Here is a 23,706-nt window from a genome sequence, read left to right as displayed (position 1 = left end):
CAAGTGCTGATGGACCTTGCCGAGATTAAGCGCCTTATCGAGGATGGGCAGATCGAGTATATCAAGCTGGGCACGCCTGATATTGACGGCGTCTTCCGGGGAAAGCGTGTAGACGCGCGCTTCTTCCTTGACTCTGTGGAGGATGGTTTCGCGCAGTCAGACGTTATCTTTGGCTGGGATATCGCGGAGAATGTCCTCCCCAATTTGCATATCAGCAACTGGGAGCGTGGCTTTACCGATTTTGTGATGAAGCCGGATCTCTCAACCTTTGCCCTGGTTCCCTGGGAGCAGAATGTGGCCTCCTGTATCTGCGATATGTGGAATGAGCAGGGAGAGCAGATCATCGTCTCGCCCCGGCATGTGCTCAAAAACATCATCGAGCGCGCCCGGCAAATGGGCTATGCCGCGATGGCAGCGTCTGAGCTAGAGGTCCGTTATTTCCGTGAAGACCAGGCCTCGCTACGCGACAAGAACTTTGGTACGCACCTGGTCCCCCTCAATCCCGGTACGAACTGCTATGTCATCAGCCATGCCACGACCGATGAGCCGCTGATCGGGCATATCGCACGTATGATGCGCGACTATGGTGTCGACATTGAAGGATATACCCGCGAGCATGGTCCCGGCATGTACGAAATGAACATGCGCTACACCGATATCCTGACCGCTGGCGACCGCACAATGCTCTTTAAGAATGGCGTCAAAGAGATCAGCCATCAGCTTGGCTACCTCGCCACCTTTATGGCCAAGTGGAACGACCAGGAGGATGGTAGCAGCGGGCATACACACGTCAGCCTGTGGGATCTCAATAAAGAGCGCAACGTCTTCTGGGAGCAGGAGGCTGAGGGGCATATGTCGCAGACTATGCGCCACTTCGTCGCCGGTGTCCTGGCCAAGATGCCTGAGTTGATGGCTATCTATGCCCCAACCATTAACTCTTACAAACGCTATGTGGAGGGTTCCTGGGCACCTACTAATACGACCTGGGGCATGGATAATCGCACCTGTTCCATTCGTGTTATCAATACCCATAAGCGCGCTATTCGCATCGAGAACCGTGTGCCCGGCTGCGACGCTAACTTCTACCTGGTCTTCGCTGCCACGCTGGCCAGCGGCCTCTATGGCATTGAGCACCAGCTGGAATTGCCACCACGTCTAGATGGGAATGCCTACCAGTCTGGTAAGCTGGATCAGGCGCTCAAGCGTGGAGATATCAAGACGCTGGCTCGCAACCTGAGCGAGGCCGCCGACCTGCTGGAAGGTAGCGAGATGGCTCGCGAGTACTTTGGTTCGTACTTTGTCGATCATTTTGTCACGACCCGCCGTTGGGAAGTCAGAGAGTTTGAGAAGGCCGTCACCGACTGGGAGCGCCGCCGCTACTTTGAACTGATCTAGTATAGATCTGGTAGTAGGTAAAGTGAAAGCGCCTGGGTAGTCTACAGCTACCCAGGTGCTTTCACTTTACCTACTACTCTCATGCTCTTTTTGTGCGCAAAAAGTAGAACTTATCGTGTTGTGCTACGTATATGAGAATTAAAGCGTATTAAGAAGGAGAAGCAATTGTCTCAAGAATGTGTTGAGAAGGTGACGGCGTTTATTACACGTGAGCACCGGGGGCGAAGAGAATTGCTTGTCTTTGACCATGGCTTGTCGGGGACCCAGGTGCCAGCGGGAACGGTCGAGTATGGCGAGGCGCTAGAGGCCGCGGTGCTCAGGGAGGTACAGGAGGAGACGGGATATAACGGGCGTATTTGGCGGCATCTAGGTCAGGAAACGCTGGACCTGGGAGAGGCGCAACGCATGATGGTCAAGCAGGCATTGCTGCGCCAGGCTCCCTCCGCTGATGCTGAGGTGGTCGCGCCAGAAGAGATATTAGGCAATGCCCTGCGCCGCGGTTTAACCGTGCGCCTGGAGCGCCAGCAGGAGGGCTGGGCCTATGTCTATCTAGAAGAATTTAATCTTGAGGTAGAGCCGCCACGTATCATAAGAAGCGTAGGAGGCTGGGTGCCGGGTGATACCTTATCCAGGTGGGTGCGGCGCAGCTTTTTTCAGGTCCAATTATATGACGAAACACCAGAGCGGTGGGAGCAATTTGCGGAGGGACAGTATACGTTCCATCTCTACTGGCAACCCCTGGAGCCTATACCACACCTTGTTGCTCCACAGCAAGCGTGGTTAGCTCGCTTTTATACTCACTTGTTTGACATTCAGTAGGCTTGTCCGGTTGATTCTAGCGTCAAAGGAGGCCGCCATGAGCAGAGTTGTTATGTATCGTCTCTGGTTTATCTTTGTCATTCTAGCTGTAGTCGTACTGACATTATTAAGTCTCCTGGGCCTGTTACCTCACTTTTAGCTCTTGTTTAAACGTTTTGCAGGGGCTACCTATGTATGGAATGTGTACTCTGTAGTGCGCTATGCCTTTATTTGCGGATGAAATCTTGCTTGCTTTCTGGATAGCTGTAATGTCTAATGGAGGAAGAGTGCCTTGTGGTTTTGAACCCTGGCGCACTCTTCCTTCGTTTCAGTACAGAAGCGCTATCCAACACATGTCCTGCGGCGACGTGTTGCGCGTATAAGACTCTTTTCCCTGGAGGTAAGTTTTGCAAAGGATATGTGTCTACTGTGGCTCGCATGCAGGTAACAGGACGGAGTATCAAGAAGCGGCCTATACGCTCGGCGCGGAAATGGCGGCGCGAGGCATTGGCCTGGTCTATGGCGGGGCGCGCGTAGGCTTGATGGGGGCCGTAGCAGATGGCGTGCTCTCTCGTGGAGGCGAGGTAATTGGCGTCCTGCCGCGCGCGCTCTTCGATATTGAGGTCGCCCATAAAGGGCTGACCCAACTCTATGAAGTGGAGAGTATGCATGAGCGCAAGGCCCTGATGGAGAAGCTCTCCGATGGCTTTATCGCGCTTCCTGGTGGCTACGGCACCTTCGATGAACTCTTTGAAATGATCACCTGGGCGCAACTGGGCATCCACAATAAACCGCTGGGCCTGCTCAACACAGCCGAATTTTTCAATCCCCTGCTGGCACTGGTTGAGCACGCGGCGCAGGAAGGCTTTATTTCGCAATATCATTCCTCACTGCTCCTCGTACAGGCCGAGGGTGCAGACCTGCTTGAGACCATGCTTTCAACACCAGCGCGCCCCCACCTCTCAAAATTCGCCGACGAGACGCCCCCTATCGAGCCCTGAGCACTATATCAACGTATCTAGTAAAAGGTAGTGTTGTTGCGTGTGTTGCGGGCTCAGCCCGCAACACACGCAACAACACTACCTTACCTTTTGAGCACTGCAGGTGCGAAAAGAATAGTTTTTAAAAGCATGCAAGATGTGATACAATGAAAACAAGCTTTTGCTATATACTCGCGAAAGCCTGCTGCATGCTCTCTTTATACGTCATACATGCATTAGTTTTATAATCTAGTACTACGTTGCATACATTTATGTTCAGGTGAACAAAGGTTGAACAATGTGTGGCTCGACAGGAGGGCAAGAAGCGAGCAAGATCATTCTAGTCGTTGAGGACGATGAGCAGCATGCACTCGTGCTGGCGCAGATCATTTCGCAGCTGAGGCCGCATCGCGTTTTTCACGCTTCTGATGGACCCACAACGCTCAAATTTACGGAACACCTTAAGCCGGACCTGTTTATTCTTGATTATTGGCTCCCCACGATGAACGGGATTGAGCTGTATGAGCGCCTGCGTCTCCGTAAGGAGCTACAGGACATTCCCGTGATCATCATTAGTGGTTTCTTGCCATTGGACGAGATTCATGCCAGGGGGATCGAGAGCTTACCTAAGCCATTTGATTTGAACGAGCTACTACTGAAGATTGACACTCTATTGGGTGAGCAGCCCGAATCCTCTCCCCATGCTTAAGAAGCCAAGGAGCGCCCCTCGGGATCACTCGTGAGGGGCGCTTTTGTGTTGAGAGCAGGCTTAATCCTTGCCGCCATCCTCGCGAATCTCATCAAGGATAACCGCGAGCGCAATGATGAAGGGCCCATCAACGCCCGGGGCGACATCAACCGTGTAGTGGTCGCTCAAGAAGGCAAACTCCTTTGTGATATGCCCCAGGAGCCGCCCATAGTGATCAATGATGGTAAAGTCCCACTCGTGAAACTGGCCCTGAATTTGCAGGACCATGCCATCGCTGGTTGTGACCTCGAAGCGCGCCCCGTAGGTCGCCTCCTCTTTGCGATGCACACTGCCAAGCTCCGCGCCCTGGCTAAAGAGATCGTAGTGGGTCGTGTAGTCCAGGAGACGCTGTCTAATCTCAATGACCTCTTCGCCATTGGTAGCATCGACAATGTGAAAATGATCTTTGATGCGAAATAAATGTCCCTTGACCTCATAGGCGACGTTGTTATGCTCGTCACGAACCACGAAGTCATCCTTGAGCGTGAGCGCTCGCTCTTTTACATGATAGCGCATGCGAATAGTACCTCCATATAGCTCGCAAACTGCCTGCGCCGTTTGCATAATTGAAAAGCCTCACTATATTGTACGCTCTCACCTAGCCAAAGTAGGGTATTGGCAGGACATATGTATTTTAACTCACTCCAAGGAAGCAGGCGAAGATACCCCTCTTGAGTGATGTTTTTCTCACGCCCTACCACGTATACTCAGCACAGGTCTCTCTGGCAAGATACAGTGCTAGAGAGTCCACTGACCAATGTGGGTTGCTAGGAGGAAATTATGGCAGTGCAAGAACAGTTGGATGCATTACTGGCGGGTGAGGTGACGTGGCGGCGTTGGCGTGCTGAGCACCAGGAGGTGCGCCCGGACCTGTATGGCGCGGATCTGCGCCGGGCTTCTCTGCGTGGTTTCGATTTGCGCGATGTCGACCTGGAGGCGACGGATCTCAGGGACGCTGATGTCAGTAGGGCCGACTTGCGCTGCGCCAACTTGAAGGCGGCACAACTCATGCGTACCAATCTCCAGAACGCGGACTTACGGGGCGCCTTTCTCTCGCGAGCCGAGTGCCATAACGCGAACTTCACGGGGGCCAACCTGGCTGGGGCCCACCTGCGCTTTACCTCGTTCTTTGGCGCGCATATGAAAGGCGTTGATCTCAGTGGCGCCGACCTTGTTGGCGCCGACCTCCATGAAGCCAATCTGGAGTACGCCAATTTCTCGAATGCCGATGTCGAGGATGCCGATATCAGCCGCGCCAAACTCGACGAGGCTGTGCTCAATAATGTCGACGTCGATACCTTCCTCCACGGCTGGCCCGAAGGCCCAGGTCCCCTGGTCTAAGTAAGCGGGAGAGGCTATCAACCATCTCCTGCTTACTTAGACCCAGTGTTACTCGCTTGCCACCTGGAGTGTGCTGACCTCTTTCTTCGGGCCAATCCACACCGTTTGCACATTGACGAATTCGCGGATGCCAAAGGACGAGAGTTCGCGTCCATAGCCGCTATGCTTGACGCCACCGAAGGGGAGGCGTGGGTCACTGGCGGTCATGCCGTTCAGAAATATAGCACCACTTTCTAAACGGCTAGCGAGTTTACGAGCCTGTTCAATATCGCGTGTCCAGAGGTTGCCGCCAAGGCCAAAGTCGGAGTCATTGGCCAGCTCAATCGCGTGCTCCGTGTCGCGTGCGGTGACCATTGCCGCCACAGGGCCGAAAGTTTCCTCACGGAAGAGCGGCATCTCAGGAGTTACGCCCGTGACAATCGTTGGTGCATAGAAGTAGCCTTTGCCCTCCAGGCGCTTTCCTCCAAGTAAGAGCCGTGCCCCCATTTCTAGCGACTTGCGCACCTGCTGCTCCAGGTTCTCGCGCAGGTCAGCGCGCGCCAGGGGACCCATCTGAGTCTCTCTTTGTTGGGGATCTCCCACCTTGAGCTGTGAGGCGGCCTGCGCGAACTTCTCCTCAAAGGCTTTGGCGACAGACTCTACCACAATAAAGCGCTTGGCGGCGATGCAGCTCTGCCCTGCGTTCTGGAAGCGTGCTTTGACGGCTGTCTGCGCGGCGGCGTCCAGGTCGGCATCCTCCAGGACGATAAAGGCATCGGAGCCACCCAGCTCTAGCACCGTCTTCTTTAGGACCTGACCGCTGGTAGAGGCTACTTGGATGCCAGCCTCCTCGCTCCCGGTCAGTGTCACGGCGGCGATGCGTGGGTCCTCGATCAGGGTATGGGTTTCGGAACCTGGAACAAGGACGGTTCTGAAGACGCCCTCGGGGAAGCCACAGCGTTGGAAGATGCGCTCAATCTCTAACGCGACTCCCGAGACGTTGGAGGCATGCTTTAACACCGCTGTATTGCCCGCCATCAGCGATGGAGCGGCGAAGCGGAAGACTTGCCAGTAGGGGAAGTTCCAGGGCATGAGTGCGAGCACCACACCCAGGGGGCGAAAGGCGACATAGCTCTCTTGCGCATCCGTCACGATGCGCTCATCGTGCAGGAACTGTTCTGCGTTCTCCGCGTAGTAGGTACAGTTCCAGGCACACTTCTCGACCTCAGCCTCCGACTCGACGATGGATTTCCCCATCTCGTTGGTGGCCAGTTGGGCTAGTTGGGCCTTATGCTCATGTAAATAGGAGGCTAAATGCTGGAAATGGCGTCCACGCTCAGCAATGGAGAGAGCGCGCCACTCTCGAAATGCCTTGTGCGCCTGGTCCAGAGCCTCATTGACCTGGTCTTCAGTATACGGCGTGTATGTCTCAATAAGCTCTTCATTAGCTGGATTAATTGATTGCATACTCATGACTCGGCACCTCCTGTATTTCAGTTGCATTGTATCCCCTCGCCAGGAGAAGTTGCAATGCCTCATAAGGAGAAAAATGATTCGCGAAATTAGCTCTAAGAGATAACCGTTTAAAGATATATTGGGTAGTGAATGTAGCGTGTGCTGGCGGCTTCAAGCCGCCAGCACACGCTACATTCACTACCCCGCTTTTTTTATCCTCTCAGGAAAAGCGTCTACGTAAGTGAGGGAGAATGTTTTTTTGTCATAAAATGCCCTTAATATGATGTCTTGATAGAAGAGGGGAAATATTCTCTAGGGTGCCATGCTAAGGTTGCGAAAAAGGAATGAGACTAGTGGATAACAAACCTGAAAGACCTTTGCAATTCCGCTGGCAGGATGCCGAAAATGTCATGAATGCCTTGCGTGCTGGAAATTCCTGCGCTCTATTGGGGATGGATGGCGTGGGAAAAAGCCGGTTCATGCAGCACTTGGCCACGCCCTCAGTGCTTGAGCATTATCTTGGTGAGAAGTCCAAACACATGCATTGCCTCTTGCTCAGTGCCCACGAACTGACAAGCATATCGGCTCTGGCCTGCTACCGGCGCATGGCCTTGCTCTTGAACGAGGTCACGCGCCGGTACGATCTTCCACCTGCCGAGGAAAATCCCCTGCTCCTCACCAATGAGGATATTGCCAGTACACTCTTGCTCCAGCGCGTCGAGCAGCTTATGCAGCAGGATGAGCAACTGACACTGGTCTACTTCTTTGATGAGCTGGATAGTGTCTATACTCAGGTTGAGCCACAGTTCCTGCGCTTCTTGCAGGCTTTGCGCTACCGGGCGCAGGGGCGCGTCTGCTATGTTCTGGCGAGTAATAATCCGCCGAAACTGCTCGGTGAGACGCGGACACGGAAGCAGATGAGTGACGCCTTCTCTGAACTGGTGAATGGGCGCATGCTTGGCGTCAGGCCCCTTGAGCGGGAGGATGCTTATCTACTCATCGAGAGGGGACTACCCGCCGCCTTGCATGAAGGTTTTCCTCTTCCTCTTGTGAGCCTGCAACGCCTGCTCTTCGAGGTAACAGGTGGGCATCATGGCCTGTTGCGTACCACGCTGTTATTGCTTGAACAGGGCCAGGTGGCGCTTCAGGAACGAGAGAGTATCACGACCCTGAGCGAGAAGTTACTGCGCAATGGAACGATTAGCAGTAAATGTGAACAGCTCTGGGAGAGTCTCAGCGAACCGGAGCAGCAGTGCTTAAAGCAGTTGCAAAAGGGCCAGCTCGTCAAAGCCACAGTCTCGCAACAATTGACCAATCGCCAGGTAAATGACCTCTTCGCGTGGCTGCAACTCAAGGGAGTGCTGGTGGAGTCGCCGCGTAGTAAGACCTATCGCTGCTTCTCGCCGCTCCTGGCGGCGTATATATCGCAGCAATTCTCCGCCGCTTCGCCCGGGCTTCAGATTGATTTTACACGCTACCGTTGCTGGATTGATGGTGTGCTCCAACCCGATTACTTGCGCCCACACGAGCTTCGCCTGTTACGTTACCTGGCAGACCATGCGGGCGAGGTCTGTTCGCGCCGCGACACTACGCGCGCCGTATACAACGAGGCATATAGTTCGGCGACGGACGATGCGCGCCTGGATGCCCTGGTGGAACGTACACGCAGGCACATGGGCGACGATCCGCGTGCCCCCGCTTCCTGATCACGGTGCGCGGCGCGGGCCACCAACTGAATGAATACCTATCGCGGGACCCTCAGGCAGATCGCGGGAATATTTCCTGAGATCTGTGCGCAAAAATACTGAGAGTGCTGCATTCCATGCATGCGTAGCCTAACGGTGTGGTAAACTTCGATAGGAGAGGCATCTGGTTCTAGTGTTCCAAACGCAGGGGGTACGTGTGCGCAATATCAATCTGCATCAACTGGCAACCTTTCAGGTCGTCGCGAAACACTGTAGCTATGTACGGGCTGCCGAGGAACTGCATTTTAGTCAGCCAGCCGTCTCGGCGCAGATCCGCCAATTAGAGGAGATGCTAGGCGTTAAGCTCTTTGATAAAATTGGGCGCCGGACTCATCTGACGCAGGCGGGCGAGGAATTGTATCTCTACAGCCAGAAAATTTTTACTCTGATTGATGAGACGCTGGATACGATGGAGGCGCTCCGTAGCCCTCACTACGGGCGTTTAAGTGTCGGTGCGGATACGACTGTGGGCACGTATGTTATCCCCAAGCTACTGGGAAAATTTCGCCAGATGTATCCGCAGGTTGAGATTACGCTTGAGGTCTTTAACCATAACTACCTGGTAGACGCACTGGTGCATAACCGGATCGATATGGGGATTATGGGACGTATTCCGAGCGATGTCCCCATGTTTGTCGCGCCTTTCGCTGCCAACGAACTGGTCATTGTCGGCACTCCTTCCCATCGCCTGGCAAATTGCGAAGGTGTTCCCCTGACTGAATTGGCACGCGAACATTTTCTCATGCGTGAGGAGGGATCGGGGACGCGCGCAGCCCTGGAAACGGTCTTCCGCGACGCGGGCCTGCCTCTGCTGGTGAGTATGCAGGTGGGAAATAATAGCGCCATCAAGCAAGGGGTTCAGGCGGGTCTAGGCATCGCCCTCATCTCGCGCGTCGCCATCGATATGGAACTGGAGACCAATCGCCTGGTCATGCTGGATGTCGATGGCTTCCCCGTAATGCGCCAGTGGCGCCTGTTTCACCTCAAGGAGAAGAACCTTTCGGCCACGGCCCGTGCCTTCAAGCTCTTTCTCCTGCAACATACCAACCTTCCCCTGAATGAACTTCCACCCCTCCTCCAAAAGCAGGTGCAATATCAATAGGTGGCGCCTAGAGACCCAGCAGGTCGGCTTTGCGCAGGGTATTCTGAATGCTGCGCACGATCGCTGCGTCAACCATCTTGCCGTTGACGGCGATGGCCCCCACGCCCCGGGTCTGGGCCTCGCGGTAGGCCTGGTCAATGGCGCGAGCCTCGGCGATCTCTTCGGCTGTTGGCGAGAAGACCTGGTTGGCGATCTCTAATTGGGAGGGGTGAATGGCCCATTTGCCGACGAAACCAAGCGCGCGAGCGCGTAAGCATTCGCGGCGGTAGCCCTCGGGGTCCTTGAAATTCGCGTAGGCGCCGTCGATGGCATCGATGCCTGCCGCGCGCGCCGCGATGGCGATCTTGTTGCGCGCGTAATACCAGGTGTCAGGGTAAATCTCAAAGGAGCCATCGATGCCACGGCTATCCACGCCTTGCGAGGCGCTATAATCGCCAGGGCCAAAGATCAAGGCCTCCAGGCGTGGGCTGACGCGGGCGATCTCCTCTATATGCAGCATGGCCTCGACCTCTTCGATAAAGGCCTCCAGCCGAATGGGGCGTGTGCGGTGCAGGCGCCTCTCAATCTGGGTGAGCAGGACATCGACCCACCAGATATCGCGCGCGGCCTTGACCTTGGGGATGATCAAGATGTCGAGCTGTTCCCCGGCCTCCTCCACGATGGTGATGATATCCTGGTAGGCATACTCGCTCTCCAGGTTATTGATACGCACGGCGCGCGTCTTCTTCCCCCAGTCAAGGGTGATCAGGGCCTCAACGATTTTTGCGCGTGCCTCGCCCTTGGCATCGGGCGAGACCGCGTCTTCTAGATCGAGGATGACCAGGTCGGCCTGGCTCGCCGCCGCTTTCCGCAGCATATACTCATTGCTGCCCGGCGTAGACAGCTCTGAACGTCGTAGTCGCATGCCTGTCTTCCTTACTTACTCTTGTTCCAGGGCATCTTTGGCGAGGGACGAGAGGGTCACATCGTCCATAGGAGGATGATGCAGGCCGGCTCGCACATCGCGGTAGTAGCGCTGGAGGGGAAAGTTGAGTGAGAGGCTGGCCCCACCCACCAGGCGCATGGCCAAGTCAACGATCTCAACCGCGTGGTTTGTCACCAGGTACTTGGCGGCGGCGAACTGGCTCGCGGGCACGCTCTCAGGGTCCTGGCTGAACTGCTCGGCAATGCCAAAGAAGACGGCATGGCATTGCAGTAGTGCCAGCTCCATCTTCGCGATCTTCTCCTGCACATGCGGGATGGCGGCGATGGACTGCTGCTTGATTGAATTGGGGCGCCTCCGTCGCGCGAAGTTGATGGCCTCGTTGCGCGCCGCCTGGGCAATACCCAGGTAGACCGCCACGGTGGGGAAGGACCAGGCACTCAGGCGCAGCTTAGCCTCTGGATTGGCCGGAAGCTCGCGCTCCATATAGGCTTCGGCCGGGATGTGGACATGCTCTAAAATGACATCATTGCTGCCAGAGCCGCGCATCCCAACGGTGTTCCAGGTATCTTCAATGCGCAGGCCCTCGGCGGTGCGTGGAATCAGGAACTGGCCGCGCTCGGCCTCAATGGGTTCCAGGTTGGTCTCGTCTTCAATGGCGCAGCTCGTGAGGAAGAAGGAGAGGGCATGGCTTCCAGTGGTAAAGGTTTTGCGCCCATCGATGATCCATGAGCCATCTTCCTGGCGGCGCGCGACTGTTGTGGGTAGGCCTCCGCGACTGGGACTCCCGGTGGCAGGCTCGCTCAGCGCGGCGTTCAGCATGGCTCCGTCTTCCACCACTGCGCGGCAGATATTGGCGAAGAACTCGTTGTGCTCATCACCTGCGTTCTCGGCCATCTTGGCGATATTGGCGATATGCATACTGGCGGCCAGCGCGGTCGAGGCATCGCCCTGAGCCAGGCGGTACTGTGCCAGCACCACATCGATCAGACTGGCCCCCAGGCCGCCATATTCTTTGGGAACGCTGAGTTTGAGATATCCTGCGTCGCGCAGGTCATCATAGTTTTGCAGTGGAAAGATGCCCGCCCAGTCGTTCTCGTGGGCACGTTTGGCAAAGGTTTCAGCTAATTCTCCAGCGAGGGTAAGAAGGTATTGTTGCTGCTCAGTTTTGGGATACAGAGGAAAAGTCATCTATGAAAAACTCCTTGGTTTGGCTCCATGAGGATAAGATAGTCGTTCTCTCAGCCTTATTGTATAACAATATCTGGGTAGGTGGTATGGTGGATGCTGCCAGCCGCAGGCTGGCAGCATCCACCATACCACCTACCCAGGCGAGCGCCGTAGGCGGGAGCAGTCACGCCAAAGAGGTAAAAAGAAAGAGGGAGAGACCTCCACCAGAATGGAATCTCTCCTTCTTTCTGAAAGTGAGGGCGCTGGGTAGTTCAGAACAGCACAAGAGATGGGTGTCTGCTAGTTATCCCATGACCTGGTTGTAGAGGTCATAGATCGCAAGTGTTGCCTCTGACTCACCGATATGTCGCGCTAATTGCCCTTGATACTGGTCCACACGTCTCATACGAAGATCCATAATCTCATGCTTGGCCGTGCCCCAGGCCAGTCCATTTAATCCCTGTTTGATCGCTTCATATTCTTCGGCGATGCGCTGGCGCAGGAGGGCGATTTCGCTTTGGTGCATAGGATGGTGCCTTCTTTCCTGGAAAAGAGCAGTGCGACGCTACCAGTGTGTTGCCGCAACAACGGCGTTTGTTCGTTGTACTTTTCTAAACGGGGACTATACCATGTTTTTTCGTAATTTTCATGTTCTTGGCATGTTTTAGGGGTGTTTTAATACTATCTTTATGCTGGACTTCTCAGCGCCTGCGGCGCTTCGCATAGATAAGGATGTGTGATAGCCTCGGGGCCAAGCTCCGAGGCTATCACACATCCTTATCCGGAGAGCCACGCGCGGCGCAGCAAATTGTAGTGTCCAAGCTGGCTTGGACTTCTCCAGGAGCAGAAACGTTGGCTTGTAGTTAGGTGAGAGTGAGTTGGAGGGCGTAGGCGAAGGGGAGGTAGCCGGCGTTGTGAGCCAGGCGGAGAGAGGCGTGGTTGTTGGCCAGGGCGCTGTAGATGGGAAGCAGGCCTTCTTGCGTGATGGCTTCGGCCCAGAGGAGAGTAGCCGCCAGGGCGTAACCTTTGCGGCGAGCCTCGGGAAGTGTCTCAACGCCGAGTTCGCAGGCGTCTGGTGTGCGACGCGAGCTATGGGCTACGCTCACAAGGCGATCATGCTCCACAACGCCAAAGACTGGTTGCTGTTGGGGCGCGCTAAAATAGTCTACATCTTCTGGCAAGAAGGTAGCGATGATATGGCGTTCGTCGGGCGAGATGCGCCGTGCGAGCCGCCGCGCCTCGGCGAGATCCATAGCAGGCGTAGCTGTCTGTACAAGCGCGACCTCGCGGCTGACGCTCACTCCCTGTAAAACTGCCTCTACTTCTGTAGCTGCCTGTAGCTGCCTGGCATGTTGAAGGAGTTGCTCGCCCTGTTGAGGCGTGACATCAGAGCGCCAGATGTAGAACTGTTCATTAGTGGGCTGGAGTGTAGCGATGCAAAGGTGCCAGGGCGGTTGATATGGCGCTGGTACGATGGTATGTGTCTGTGTGAGTGGAGGAATCTGGATATACCAGACGGCCTCAAGATGGCGACGCAATAGCGCGTGAGTATCAAGCATGAAATAGCGATCCTTTTATTCCCGATAGATGGTAGGTCCTGGGTAGCCGCGTACGCCAGTAGCGGCTACTGGCGTACGCGGCTACTGGCTATCTTTCGCGTTATTTCAGATGTTCTTTCAGGAAATTGATGGCCCGTGGCCAGGCGTCGGCGGCAGCCGCTTCATTACCCATGCCGTGATCTGGATTGAGGAAGGCGTGGCCGGCGTCATAGACCTTAACGGTAAAGTCTTTTCCGGCATCTTTGTAGAGCTTCTCAATCTTCTGTCTCTGTTCTGGGGGAATGCCTTCGTCCTGGCTGCCATAGACGGCAAAGACGGGTGCATTAACGCGTGCGACCTCTTCAGGCTTGGGATCATAGCCGCCGCCATAGAATGGCACCAGCGCGCCCAGGTCGGGATAGTGCGCCGCCGCAGTATATGCCAGGAAGCCTCCAAAGCAGAAGCCCATCAGGCCCAGCTTCTTGGGCTCTACGTTATCCATATTTTTCACGGTGTTAAGCGCGCCAATGATCTCGTTGACCGCGCGATCCACATTTTTGCGTGTTGTCATCATCAAGCGCATGGCGTCGTTAGGTTCAGAGGCAATCTTGCCATGAAAGAGGTCGGGCACGGCGACGACAAAGCCCTCAAGCGCCAGCTTCTGCGCCAGGTCGCGGATATGAGGTTCGATCCCCCACCATTCCTGAATCAGGACAACGCCAGGATGCTTAGCATCGTCATCAGGCTGGGCGATGAAAGCATAGGCACCCTCACCATTGACAGGTAGCTTCACATGCGATGTGTGAATTACAGCCATTGTCAGCTCCTTTTCATATAGGCGTAATTAGACTGAAATAGCGTTATGGATAACGGAGGGCCAGGAATAAGCGCTTGGGCTGTAGTGTTATCCATCGCTAGATACGCTTTTTACAGGTAGATTATATACTATGGAGACGATGCAAATGTCCCCCTGCGTGTATAGGGCCCTCCCAATTTCTCCGGGTTTTGCGCCGATAACTCTTCATCCTGCTGCTTGACACTGCATGGCTTTGTCTGTACACTGAAGAAGGTAGGTAGATGTAGAGCTTTTCGTCAACTGTCCTACCAAGAGTATAGCATTTAAGAGAGAACACGATGACCCTGCAACAGAAAAACATGTACATGTCAATGTGTGTTGCTATGGACCAGATGTCGATGATGATGGCATCGGGCCGGGTATCGCTGTTCCTCTTGACCCCCGACTACGCTCAGACCTGTTGAGGTGAGCGCAGGGGATAGAAAAGCAAAAGAAGAGGTGTGAGCGGTATCGCTCACACCTCTTCTTTTGCTTTTCTCCAGGTGATGTGAGGCTAGTTTTTCTGGACGACAAGAGGTGAAAACATGAATGTGAAACAACCGCTAGAGAGTTTGTCTGAATGTGTAGAAGGAGTTGCCGGGACCGGGCGCTTCGGGCGCTTTTATATTACGACCGCTATTGATTACCCTAATGCTGCGCCTCATGTGGGGCACGCGCTGGAGAAGGTTATCGCGGACATACAGGCGCGCTATCATCGTTTACTGGGCGATGATACGTTTTTTAGCACGGGCCTGGACGAGAATAGTCTGCACGTTTTGCGCGCGGCTCGCGAGGCCAATGTCGAGCCTCATGCATGGGTCGCGGCCCTGGAGGCGCGCTTCCGCGAGGAGTGGCGCAAACTAGATATCAGCTATGATCGCTGGATTCGTACGACGGAGGAGGCACATCGAGGGGTTGCAGAGGAGATTTTTCGCCGTGCCTGGGCGCGCGGAGATATCTACCGCACCACCTATTCAGGCTGGTACTGCCCCAACTGTAACAACTTCTATAAGGACGAAGATTTGCGCGATGGGCATTGTCCCGATCATCCTTCAATCTCGCCCGAGTGGCTGAACGAAGAGAACTACTTCTTCGCCCTCTCGCGCTACGAGGACCAGTTGCGCACATATATCGAGGAGCATCCTGACTTTATTGTTCCAACTTCGCGCCGGGCCGAGGTACTGGGCGTTATTAAGCAGGGGTTGAGGGATTTCTCCATCTCGCGCCAGGTGCGCCCAGGACTGGAGAACTGGGGGATTCCCGTTCCCGAGGATCCACAGCAGGTGCTCTACGTCTGGTTTGATGCCCTGACCAACTACCTGACCACGATTGGCTTTCTCCAGGATGAGGAGCGCTTTGCGCGTTACTGGCCTGCGGACGCCCATGTGATTGGCAAGGATATCACGCGTTTCCACTGTCTCTACTGGCCCGCCATTCTCCTCTCGGCGGGGCTGCCACTGCCCAGGCAGGTTGCCGTGCATGGCTTTATCACGCTGGAGGGGAAGCGTTTCTCCAAGTCGTCGGGAAATGTCATCGCGCCGAGTGCGCTTGTGGACGTAGTTGGTAGCGATGCGCTACGTTATTACCTGCTACGCAACCTCTCGCTGACAGCTGATGGCAACTTCACGCGTGAGGGTCTCTTGCGCGCCTATAACGACGAACTGGGAAATGACCTGGGGAACCTGCTACAACGCCTGGTGGTACTCATCAAGCGCTTTCGTGGCGGAACCATTCCTCGTCCAGGCAGTGTGACGCCTCTGGAGGAAGAGGTACAGGCCCTGGTAGTACAGGGCGGAGCATTGGTGGGCCGTGCCCTGGAGGAATGGGAGCCTGGGCGTGCCCTGGAGGAGGCGTGGCGCTGTGTGCGGCGCGTCAACCTGTATATCGAACAGAGTGAGCCGTGGAAGCTTGCCAAACAGCCCGGGCAGGAGGAGCGCCTGGATACCGTGCTCTACACGGCGGCGGAGGCTCTGCGCCTGCTCTCGCTCTGGCTCGTGCCCTTTATCCCCGCCACCTCGCGCCGCCTGCGTGAGCAGCTAGGTCTGGAACCTCTAGTTAATGGTGCATGGCGCACAGAGGGGCACTGGGGCGCACGCGATCTCACCCAGGTCGTTCCCGGTGGCGTACTCTTTCCCCGCCTGGAAGACATTGAGGTATAAAAGATAACCATGAGGGTACGGGCAATGTCCGTACCCTCATGGTTATCTTTTATGCACTTACAGGTATGATGGGGAGCAGGATGTGAGAAGGGTGCTCAGCATCGTGCAAGATGGTCTGGTGCGCCTCCTGGAACTCGGCATCATTCCCCAGCGGCTGGCCCGTGTTGGGGTTGCGGTCCCAGCGCGGGAAGCTGCTGCTGGTGATATCAACGCGGATGCGATGCCCTTGCTTAAAGAGGTTACTGGTGGCCCAGAGGTCGATGACGTACTCATAGGCCTTGCCAGGCTCGATCAGCGAAGAGGCCTCACCCTGAGCAAAGTTCCGGTGGCGTGCGCGAATAATGCCATCCGTCAGGTTCTGCGCGTAGCCATCGGGATGTACATCAACTAGGCGTGCCACAAAGTCCGTATCGGGTGCGCTGGATGTTGCCCACAGGTGAACCGTGATAGGCCCGGTGACCTCTACATCTTGCTCAAGTTCAGGTGTGCTATAAACCAGGATATCCTCGCGCTGCTCAATGGAGCGCTGATCGTAGGGGCCGGAGCGGTACTCAGGAGTCATCAGCAGTGCGCCGCCACGAGTGGGCACTGGATTGGCTGGATCATAGATGTAGTTATCAGGCTCCTCGCTCTCGGGGGCCGTGGTACTGAGCGTGCCGTCGCCAGCAAAGGTATTGGCGTGTCCCGCGCTATGCAGGTAGTAGCGCGTCTCGACGGCACGTGCTAACGGCCATTCCTGCTCGTCGCGCCAAGTGTTGGCGCCCATCACAAAGAGCTTAATGGGGGCCTCGCTCTCGATGCCGTTCTCCACCTGTTTCAGGTAGTGGTCGAACCAGCGTACCTGGAGGCTGACCAGGTCTATCTTGAGGTCGATGAAGGCCGCGCTGGCCCCCATGCCAAAGTTCAGCTCACCGATGGGATTCATCATTCCGCCATGGCTCCAGGGGCCAACGAGTAGCTTGCTCTGGCGTGCCTCGGGCGTGGTTCCCTGCTCGCGCATAATCCGAAAGTTCTCAATGGTATCCTTGAGGAAGATATCATACCAACCCGCGATGCTAAAGGTCGGGACCATTACCTTCTCGTGCTGACCCAGAATGGTCATATATTCAACGCGCTCGCGCTGCATCTCATACTCAAATGCATCAAAGAAGGCGGGTGAGACATCGTTGCGCTTGAGCGGGGCGAACTCACTCAGAGGGAGCGAGGCATAGCCCTGAGTACCCAGCGCGTCGATATCGTGAATAAGCTGGTAGAGCGCGGCCCCCAGTTTGCGCGGATCGGCCTCGCCCCGGTAGCGGCGCATCAAAACATCGATGCCCATCGACATTTGCCACTGGGCGGCGGTCCCCAGCTCCAGGGCACCTCCACGAAAGGTCACACCATTGAGAGGATCATTCCAGGTTTGCACCGGTACGGCGGCTTTTAGGGCAGGTGGCTGCTGGGTCATGGCCGCCCACTGGGTGAAGCCGAAATAGGAGATACCAAACATACCTACAATGCCGTTGCTGTAGTGTAGCTTAGAGGCCCATTCCACCGTATCGTAGCCGTCCTCGGCCTCGAAGCGCATGGGGTTCCATTCGCCCCCGGAGGTAAAGCGCCCACGCGTATCCTGCACAATGACGACATAGCCCCGACGCGCGACCTGGAGTGGATCTAGCAGCGAAGAGCCAATGGGGAGATCCTTGCCATAGGGGAGGCGCGTCAGGAGAACTGGCCATTTCCCTTCGCCGGCGGGTCGATACACATTGGCGCGCAAGATCGTGCCATCGCGCATTTGCGCTGGAACGTCAAAATCAATGGCAACCTGGTGCCCTGCTTGCTGTGTCATACGCAGTGTGCTCCTTTGCAAAAAAATGAGTAACTTCTTCTATGGAAACGAACAGGAATGTCTCGCCATTATATGTATGCATGTATATGCATGTATCATACAACTTCCTGGTATGAGGTCGCTAGCACCATCCTTCGTGCCTGCGGTGCTCAGGGGTAAGGTGTATTAATGAAGATTGACAAACATAAGGTAAACCAAAGCGTATACTGATAGGAGCAAGAGGTGCGTATACACAGGGGCAGCATGTGGCAGCGATGTGATTGAGGGGCGGCGAAGAGCGCATTATTATAGTCTAGAAACAATAAGTGTATCTTCTTGTAATAGCTAAAATGTACAATTTGGAAAAACTTGACACCCTTCGATGCAATTCGTTATACTCAGTTGGCATGAGACGATGAGGCCCTTGTGCCGATATGATTATCGGCGTTTAGCTAGCGTTGTGTGGAGTGTTATGGATCAGGATTTTTCAACGAGTGCATATCTGCTCATTCAAAAGGGACCGCTCGTGGGGAAACGGGTAGAATTATGGAAAGATTGCACTACTATCGGGCGCAGTCGGGAGTGTGATATTTTTCTGGAAGATATTACTGTCCATCGGAAACAAGCTAGAATCCTGCGTCTCCCCGAGGGGTTTGTGCTACGTGACGATCATGGCAGTGGCGATAGCTTTGTCAACGACCAGCCTACGCAAGAGCAACTCCTCTCCAATGGCGATGAGCTTAAATTTGGCCATACTCAGATGGTCTTTTATGATAGCGAGGGGACTCGCCCCTTCAAACTGGCCTCCTCACGTGGACGAGAATCCCTTATTGGCAAGGAGCCTGATTCGCAACCCGTCTCGGCTGCTTACCTCTATCCTTCTGGCGGCCAGAGTTCCATGCGTCAATTAGAGGTTGTATCCAATATGACCATCGGACGGAGCCGGGAATGCGATATTTTTCTGGAAGACCTCGCGGTGAGTCGCCACCATGCCTCGATTCATGAGGTTGCCGGAGGTATGTACGAGTTAATTGATCAACGCTCCGCGACGGGAACCTACATCAATGGGCGACGCATAAAGCAACAGGTGTTACGTGATGGCGATATTGTGCAAATCGGCTCGATCCGCTTTACCTTCCGCCAGGTCAACCCTTCGTGAATGTACGAGTGTCAGGTGTGACGTGGGTTGCCAGCCGAAGGCTGGCAACCCACGTCACACCTGACACTCTACTCCTATATCCTTTTATATTCTTGCTTTAGCTTGGTGGCGTTCCTAATAGACGAGTTAACTCCCTTACGCGCTTTGCATAGACATCGATTGTCCCGCCATTTGTGGTATGAAGTGGAGGGGCATAGGCCCGCGTGCGCCACATAAAGCGCCAGACCTCGTGTGGAATAGCCTGAGTGTAGCCCGCGTCCTGGTTGCGGATGTTGGTCGCGGAGATCTCGCGATAGACATTGCTAAGCGGGAGTGGCTCGATGTAGCGCACGAAGCGTGTGTTCTCCTCCTGCTGTAAAAGCGCCTGCAATGCCTCTGGCCCATCCTCTCCACGTGGTGCAACCAGGAGTTTTGCCAGAGCAAAGAGTTCCTGGAGCGCGGCATCGCGGTCCGTATAGTAGTGAGGATCGAGGATCTGCACAATTTTATCAAAGCCCATCAGAAAGTAGATGTTGTGCACTCGAGGAAAACTCTGCCGTATGGCGCGCGCCTGTTCCACGTAAAGGCCTCGGTTGAAGAGCAGAATGCCAGACCCAGAGAAGCGCTTCATCAACCGATCCAGGAGCGCGAGGCGATCCAGAAAGAGGGGGCGCGAGATATTTTCCTTATCGACGGTCTGCTTGCTCATCGCGGCATAGAGGTGCATAGGCGCATGGCTTCGTGTATAAGAGTAAGCCTGCTTGAGCATCGCCAGGTGGGCCAGGGTCGGTGGATTAAAAGAACCAGTGAAAACAATGATATCGCCAGTGGGCCTGGGAGAGCCGGGCAGCGGCAAGACGAGTGTTTCGCTCCATGGATTAAGCGCATCAAGGCTATGCTGGATGGCGCGCAGATAGCGCCGGCTATGTGGTGTCAGATGGAGATGTTCGCTCATGCTCTTATTGTATCACTATTCTGCACGAGATGTGAAAAGAGTGTAGCGCACACGGTGGCAGCCGCAGGCTGCCACCGTGTGCGCTACACTCTTTTCACATCTCTACTGCTAGTCCTGCGCGAGACGGCGCAACACGGTGAGCAGGATGCCGCCGTTCTTATAATAGGTGACGTCAATCGCGCTATCCAGGCGGGCAATAGTCTCGAAGGTGAAGGTAGAACCATCTTCACGCGTGGCCTTCACAGTCACGGTCTGGCGCGGTTTGAGGTCTTGCTCAATCCCCAGGATATCATAGGTCTCGTGACCGGTCAGGCCCAGAGACTCTTTGCTCTCGCCAGAGCGGAACTGGAGGGGCAGGATGCCCATGCCGACGAGGTTGCTGCGATGGATACGCTCAAAGCTCTCGGCAATTACGGCCTGTACACCTAGCAACAAGGGACCCTTGGCCGCCCAGTCACGGGAACTACCTGAACCATACTCCTTGCCTGCAATGATCAATAGTGGTGTTCCCTCCTGCTGATAGCGCATAGAGGCATCATAAATGGTGGTCTCTTCGCCATCGGGCAGGTGAACGGTGTAGTAGCCCTCTTTGCCATTGGTCAGGCGGTTGCGCAGACGAATGTTGCCAAAGGTACCGCGCATCATCACCTCGTGGTTGCCACGGCGTGCGCCATACGTATTGAAGTCGCGGCGCTGTACACCATGCTCAAGCAGATATTGACCAGCCGGGCTATTGGGAGCAAAGCTACCCGCGGGCGAGATATGATCGGTCGTGATGGAGTCATCGAGTACGGCCAGCACCCGCGCGTTGTGAATGTCCTTCACGGGCGTGGGCTGATCACTCATGTTCTGAAAGAAAGGCGGTTCGCGTACATAGGTCGATTCAGGATCCCACTCGAAGAGCCGCCCGGTCGAATTGGAGAGCGCCTGCCACTGCTCGTCACCCTCGAAGACGCGGCTATAGTTCTCAGAGTAGACCTCGGGCGTAACCGATTTCGTGACGAGCTGGCGAATCTCTTCCTGGCTGGGCCAGATATCGCGCAGGTAGATCTGTTCGCCTTTGTCGTTGGTGCCCAGCGGCTCATGCGCCAGATCGATATCGACAGTGCCTGCCAGGGCGTAGGCCACGACCAGGGGGGGCGATGCCAGGAAGCTTGCACGCACCTGGGGATGAATGCGTCCTTCGAAGTTGCGGTTTCCGCTCAGCACGGCGGCGACAACCAGGTCATTCTCCTGAACGGCCTCGGCAACTGGCTCGGGTAGCGGACCGCTATTGCCAATACAGGTGGTACAACCATAGCCCACGAGGTTGAAGCGTAGCTCCTCAAGGGAGGAGAGGAGATCTGCGTTGCGCAGGTAGTCAATAACCGCGCGTGAGCCAGGGGCCAGGCTGGTCTTGACAGCTGGGTTGACCTTGAGGCCTTTTTCTACAGCGCGCTTGGCGAGCAGACCTGCCGCGACCATGACGGAGGGATTGGAGGTGTTGGTGCAGCTGGTGATGGCTGCGATGGCGACTGAGCCATGGCGCAGGTGAGCCTGCTCCCCATCCAGGTTGACCAGAATATCTTTTCCCTCAAGCACGCTATGACCATTGCCATTGCCGTTGGCTAGCTGGCTCTCCGCGTCCTCTTTCTGCTCAACTGAGCTAGGAGTCGCGATGCCGCCCTCGTTGCCCAGGCGATTGGTAGGACTCTCGACCGTCACATTGGTGGCGGCGGCCTTGAAGCGATCGGCATAGGCGTTGCGGAACGCTGTACCCAGCGACTGCATGGCGACGCGATCCTGTGGACGACGGGGACCAGCCAGGCTCGGCTCAATCGTGCTCAGATCCAGCTCCAGCAAGTCGTCGAATTGTGGCTCAGGTGTTTCATCGGTACGGAAGAGGCCCTGGGCCTTGGTGTAGCGCTCCACCAGGTCAACCAGCTTGGGATCGCGGCCCGTGTCTCGCAGGTAGCGGATGGTCTCGGCATCAACTGGGAAGAGCGTCGCGGTCGCACCAAACTCGGGCGACATATTGGAAATCGTCGCGCGGTCGGCCAGCGCCAGGTAGCTCAGGCCAGGGCCGGTGAACTCGACAAACTTGCCCACCACGCCGCGTTTGCGCAGCATCTGCGTGACCGTCAGCACCAGGTCGGTCGCGGTCGCACCCTCTGGCAGCGCGCCGGTCAGGCGCATACCGATGACTTCGGGAGTTAGCAGGTAAAGGGGTTGTCCCAGCAGCACGGCCTCGGCCTCGATACCGCCGACGCCCCAGCCCAGTACGCCCAGGCCGTTGATCATGGTCGTATGCGAGTCGGTACCAACCAGGGTATCGGGATAGGCGACCTGTACGCCATCATCCCCTTTCGTCATCACGACCGAGGCCAGGTACTCCAGGTTGACCTGGTGGACAATACCTGTTCCGGGTGGAACGACGCGAAAATTGCTGAATGCCTGCTGCGCCCAGCGGAGCAGGGCATAGCGCTCGCTATTGCGCTCATATTCACGCTCGACGTTTTGCGCAAAGGCCATGCGTGAGCCAAAGGCGTCGACCTGAACCGAGTGGTCAATGACCAGGTCGGCGGGTACGAGCGGATTGATCTTCTCAGGATTGCCCTGCATCCGAGCCACTGCCGAACGCATCGCGGCCAGGTCGGCGACGGCAGGTACCCCGGTGAAATCTTGCAAGAGCACACGCCCGGGGAGGAAGGGATACTCGGCCTCATTTCCCGTGGCCTTACCAGGCGTCCAGTTAGCGAGCGAGAGGACATCCTCCGTCTTTATCAGGTCGCCATCGGCATGGCGGAGCAGGTTTTCGAGGATGATGCGTACCGTAAAAGGCAGGTGATCTAAATTCTGTACGCCATGTTGCTCAAGCGCGCCGAGACGGAAGTAGTGGGTGGTCTCGTGGGCGCCTTCGAGTGGCGTACGGGCGTTAAATACATCTTTGTATGCCGTCATAAAAAAATCCTTTAATGGGGTGAACTAATGGGGAGGGAGACTTGTCGTTGCAGAATGAGCTTGCGTACCAAACAGGTGCAACGGTCGCCCTGTGACCTTATATATCTATAACTCCTGTTATTATATAACAGTTCCACGCCAAGACGTACGCTTGCCAGACTCATCCCTCTTACCCTGAGCGCGCAAGCGCAAAAGGTCAAGGAACTGGGTTTGAGTTGTGATCAGGAGGGATCATTGTATGCAGAGAGCCAGAAGTGAGGAGGAGATGACGAGCAGGTGCAGCGAATGGCCTGGCTGTTTCGTATAACCAGTATCAGCCTCCCCAGGTTTGAAAAACAGGGTATATCGAGACTCTATTTCAAGCGGATGTTGCCCCTCGCATATACTGAATAGAGGAGGGTAATCATCGAGATTGCTTGCAAGTGTGTCTGTTCCTTGCTATAGTCCTTGGAGAATAGTTATAAGTAGACCGTAAAAAGGCTGGGCGCGCAGGTCCATCTGCAAAAGTTCGACCTGTCAGACGTTTACCAGAGAAGGCATGTGTCGAGCGAGGATGAGTAGTGGTGTATAATGCAGGCAAATATAGTATTTTCTTTTCTGTTTTCATAATGTACTACAAAGGGTAGCATATTACATTGACAAGGTCATAACGTTTTCGCTACAGTAGTGGCAATAAAGCCTTTTGTATGGCAATAGTTA

The 23,706-nt window shown here is 55.4% G+C and carries 18 protein-coding genes and 1 pseudogene; 9 read left to right on the top strand and 10 right to left on the bottom strand.

The window, feature by feature from the left end; translation table 11 throughout:
- Positions 1–9 precede the first annotated feature (9 nt).
- From JMJ04_RS04345 to JMJ04_RS04330, 4 genes and pseudogenes are all read left to right on the top strand, one after another.
- A complete protein-coding gene (locus JMJ04_RS04345) occupies positions 10–1,395 on the top strand; it encodes a glutamine synthetase family protein (protein WP_201369325.1) in 1,386 nt (461 codons plus the stop codon).
- Between the two features lie 165 nt (positions 1,396–1,560).
- Positions 1,561–1,779: pseudogene (locus JMJ04_RS48575) on the top strand (NUDIX domain-containing protein); the annotation flags it as partial.
- A gap of 821 nt (positions 1,780–2,600) precedes the next feature.
- A complete protein-coding gene (locus tag JMJ04_RS04335; protein ID WP_201369323.1) occupies positions 2,601–3,194 on the top strand; it encodes an LOG family protein in 594 nt (197 codons plus the stop codon).
- A gap of 277 nt (positions 3,195–3,471) precedes the next feature.
- Positions 3,472–3,882, top strand: coding sequence for a response regulator (locus JMJ04_RS04330; protein WP_201369322.1), 411 nt, complete (start codon positions 3,472–3,474; stop codon positions 3,880–3,882).
- Between the two features lie 60 nt (positions 3,883–3,942).
- Here JMJ04_RS04330 and JMJ04_RS04325 read toward each other — a convergent pair whose 3' ends face one another.
- Positions 3,943–4,437, bottom strand: coding sequence for an LURP-one-related/scramblase family protein (locus JMJ04_RS04325; protein ID WP_201369321.1), 495 nt, complete (start codon positions 4,435–4,437; stop codon positions 3,943–3,945).
- A 264-nt stretch (positions 4,438–4,701) separates the two neighbouring features.
- Here JMJ04_RS04325 and JMJ04_RS04320 point away from each other — a divergent pair, with 264 nt between their 5' ends.
- A complete protein-coding gene (locus tag JMJ04_RS04320; RefSeq protein ID WP_201369320.1) occupies positions 4,702–5,262 on the top strand; it encodes a pentapeptide repeat-containing protein in 561 nt (186 codons plus the stop codon).
- A 48-nt stretch (positions 5,263–5,310) separates the two neighbouring features.
- Here JMJ04_RS04320 and JMJ04_RS04315 read toward each other — a convergent pair whose 3' ends face one another.
- On the bottom strand, positions 5,311–6,714 hold the full coding sequence (locus JMJ04_RS04315) for an NAD-dependent succinate-semialdehyde dehydrogenase (protein ID WP_201369319.1): 1,404 nt from the start codon (positions 6,712–6,714) through the stop codon (positions 5,311–5,313).
- Positions 6,715–7,049: 335 nt separating this feature from the next.
- Here JMJ04_RS04315 and JMJ04_RS04310 point away from each other — a divergent pair, with 335 nt between their 5' ends.
- Positions 7,050–8,402 (top strand): winged helix-turn-helix domain-containing protein, encoded by a 1,353-nt coding sequence (locus tag JMJ04_RS04310; RefSeq protein WP_201369318.1) that lies wholly within the window; start codon positions 7,050–7,052, stop codon positions 8,400–8,402.
- Positions 8,403–8,598: 196 nt separating this feature from the next.
- Entirely contained in the window at positions 8,599–9,543 is a 945-nt protein-coding gene (locus tag JMJ04_RS04305) for a LysR family transcriptional regulator (RefSeq protein WP_075164388.1), read from the top strand.
- A gap of 7 nt (positions 9,544–9,550) precedes the next feature.
- On the opposite strand, the gene JMJ04_RS04300 is transcribed toward JMJ04_RS04305, so the two are convergent.
- The 5 genes from JMJ04_RS04300 to JMJ04_RS04280 all read right to left on the bottom strand — a co-directional run bounded on the left by JMJ04_RS04300 (position 9,551) and on the right by JMJ04_RS04280 (position 13,990).
- Positions 9,551–10,447: an HpcH/HpaI aldolase/citrate lyase family protein gene (locus JMJ04_RS04300; protein WP_201369317.1), complete on the bottom strand. Its 897-nt coding sequence runs from the start codon at positions 10,445–10,447 to the stop codon at positions 9,551–9,553.
- A gap of 15 nt (positions 10,448–10,462) precedes the next feature.
- Complete coding sequence (locus JMJ04_RS04295; protein WP_201369316.1) at positions 10,463–11,656, bottom strand: acyl-CoA dehydrogenase family protein; 1,194 nt, start codon at positions 11,654–11,656, stop codon at positions 10,463–10,465.
- 283 nt (positions 11,657–11,939) lie between these two features.
- Positions 11,940–12,161 carry a hypothetical protein gene (locus JMJ04_RS04290; RefSeq protein WP_007911215.1) on the bottom strand — a complete coding sequence of 74 codons (222 nt, stop codon included), beginning with the start codon at positions 12,159–12,161 and terminating at the stop codon, positions 11,940–11,942.
- Positions 12,162–12,498: 337 nt separating this feature from the next.
- On the bottom strand, positions 12,499–13,194 hold the full coding sequence (locus JMJ04_RS04285; protein WP_201369315.1) for a GNAT family N-acetyltransferase: 696 nt from the start codon (positions 13,192–13,194) through the stop codon (positions 12,499–12,501).
- Positions 13,195–13,294: 100 nt separating this feature from the next.
- Positions 13,295–13,990, bottom strand: a complete 696-nt coding sequence (locus tag JMJ04_RS04280) for a dienelactone hydrolase family protein (protein WP_201369314.1) — start codon at positions 13,988–13,990, stop codon at positions 13,295–13,297.
- 563 nt (positions 13,991–14,553) lie between these two features.
- Between JMJ04_RS04280 and metG the strand changes: the two genes are divergently transcribed.
- On the top strand, positions 14,554–16,167 hold the full coding sequence (metG, locus tag JMJ04_RS04275; RefSeq protein WP_201369313.1) for a methionine--tRNA ligase: 1,614 nt from the start codon (positions 14,554–14,556) through the stop codon (positions 16,165–16,167).
- A gap of 49 nt (positions 16,168–16,216) precedes the next feature.
- Here the strand turns inward: metG and JMJ04_RS04270 are convergent, their stop codons facing one another.
- Positions 16,217–17,995 carry a CocE/NonD family hydrolase gene (locus JMJ04_RS04270; protein ID WP_201369312.1) on the bottom strand — a complete coding sequence of 593 codons (1,779 nt, stop codon included), beginning with the start codon at positions 17,993–17,995 and terminating at the stop codon, positions 16,217–16,219.
- A gap of 451 nt (positions 17,996–18,446) precedes the next feature.
- Between JMJ04_RS04270 and JMJ04_RS04265 the strand changes: the two genes are divergently transcribed.
- Positions 18,447–19,133: an FHA domain-containing protein gene (locus tag JMJ04_RS04265; protein WP_201369311.1), complete on the top strand. Its 687-nt coding sequence runs from the start codon at positions 18,447–18,449 to the stop codon at positions 19,131–19,133.
- A 97-nt stretch (positions 19,134–19,230) separates the two neighbouring features.
- On the opposite strand, the gene JMJ04_RS04260 is transcribed toward JMJ04_RS04265, so the two are convergent.
- Both JMJ04_RS04260 and acnA read right to left on the bottom strand, forming a co-directional pair.
- Positions 19,231–20,067, bottom strand: a complete 837-nt coding sequence (locus tag JMJ04_RS04260; RefSeq protein ID WP_201369310.1) for a nucleotidyl transferase family protein — start codon at positions 20,065–20,067, stop codon at positions 19,231–19,233.
- A 108-nt stretch (positions 20,068–20,175) separates the two neighbouring features.
- Entirely contained in the window at positions 20,176–23,007 is a 2,832-nt protein-coding gene (gene acnA, locus JMJ04_RS04255) for an aconitate hydratase AcnA (RefSeq protein ID WP_201369309.1), read from the bottom strand.
- Positions 23,008–23,706 lie beyond the last annotated feature (699 nt).

Origin of the sequence: Ktedonobacter robiniae, assembly GCF_016587375.1 — a bacterium.
Lineage (GTDB): Bacteria > Chloroflexota > Ktedonobacteria > Ktedonobacterales > Ktedonobacteraceae > Ktedonobacter > Ktedonobacter robiniae.
Note: the sequence above shows the minus strand (reverse complement) of the source record. Positions and strands in the feature narration are given on the sequence as shown.

Bases quoted from the DNA above. Each gene is read 5' to 3' on its own strand.
- JMJ04_RS04345 (WP_201369325.1), top strand. From the start codon at position 10: ATGGACCTTGCCGAGATTAAGCGCCTTATCGAGGATGGGCAGATCGAG.
- JMJ04_RS04330 (WP_201369322.1), top strand. From the start codon at position 3,472: ATGTGTGGCTCGACAGGAGGGCAAGAAGCGAGCAAGATCATTCTAGTC.
- JMJ04_RS04325 (WP_201369321.1), bottom strand. From the start codon at position 4,437: ATGCGCTATCATGTAAAAGAGCGAGCGCTCACGCTCAAGGATGACTTC.
- JMJ04_RS04320 (WP_201369320.1), top strand. From the start codon at position 4,702: ATGGCAGTGCAAGAACAGTTGGATGCATTACTGGCGGGTGAGGTGACG.
- JMJ04_RS04315 (WP_201369319.1), bottom strand. From the start codon at position 6,714: ATGAGTATGCAATCAATTAATCCAGCTAATGAAGAGCTTATTGAGACA.
- JMJ04_RS04300 (WP_201369317.1), bottom strand. From the start codon at position 10,447: ATGCGACTACGACGTTCAGAGCTGTCTACGCCGGGCAGCAATGAGTAT.
- JMJ04_RS04295 (WP_201369316.1), bottom strand. From the start codon at position 11,656: ATGACTTTTCCTCTGTATCCCAAAACTGAGCAGCAACAATACCTTCTT.
- JMJ04_RS04290 (WP_007911215.1), bottom strand. From the start codon at position 12,161: ATGCACCAAAGCGAAATCGCCCTCCTGCGCCAGCGCATCGCCGAAGAA.
- JMJ04_RS04285 (WP_201369315.1), bottom strand. From the start codon at position 13,194: ATGCTTGATACTCACGCGCTATTGCGTCGCCATCTTGAGGCCGTCTGG.
- JMJ04_RS04280 (WP_201369314.1), bottom strand. From the start codon at position 13,990: ATGGCTGTAATTCACACATCGCATGTGAAGCTACCTGTCAATGGTGAG.
- metG (WP_201369313.1), top strand. From the start codon at position 14,554: ATGAATGTGAAACAACCGCTAGAGAGTTTGTCTGAATGTGTAGAAGGA.
- JMJ04_RS04270 (WP_201369312.1), bottom strand. From the start codon at position 17,995: ATGACACAGCAAGCAGGGCACCAGGTTGCCATTGATTTTGACGTTCCA.
- JMJ04_RS04265 (WP_201369311.1), top strand. From the start codon at position 18,447: ATGGATCAGGATTTTTCAACGAGTGCATATCTGCTCATTCAAAAGGGA.
- JMJ04_RS04260 (WP_201369310.1), bottom strand. From the start codon at position 20,067: ATGAGCGAACATCTCCATCTGACACCACATAGCCGGCGCTATCTGCGC.
- acnA (WP_201369309.1), bottom strand. From the start codon at position 23,007: ATGACGGCATACAAAGATGTATTTAACGCCCGTACGCCACTCGAAGGC.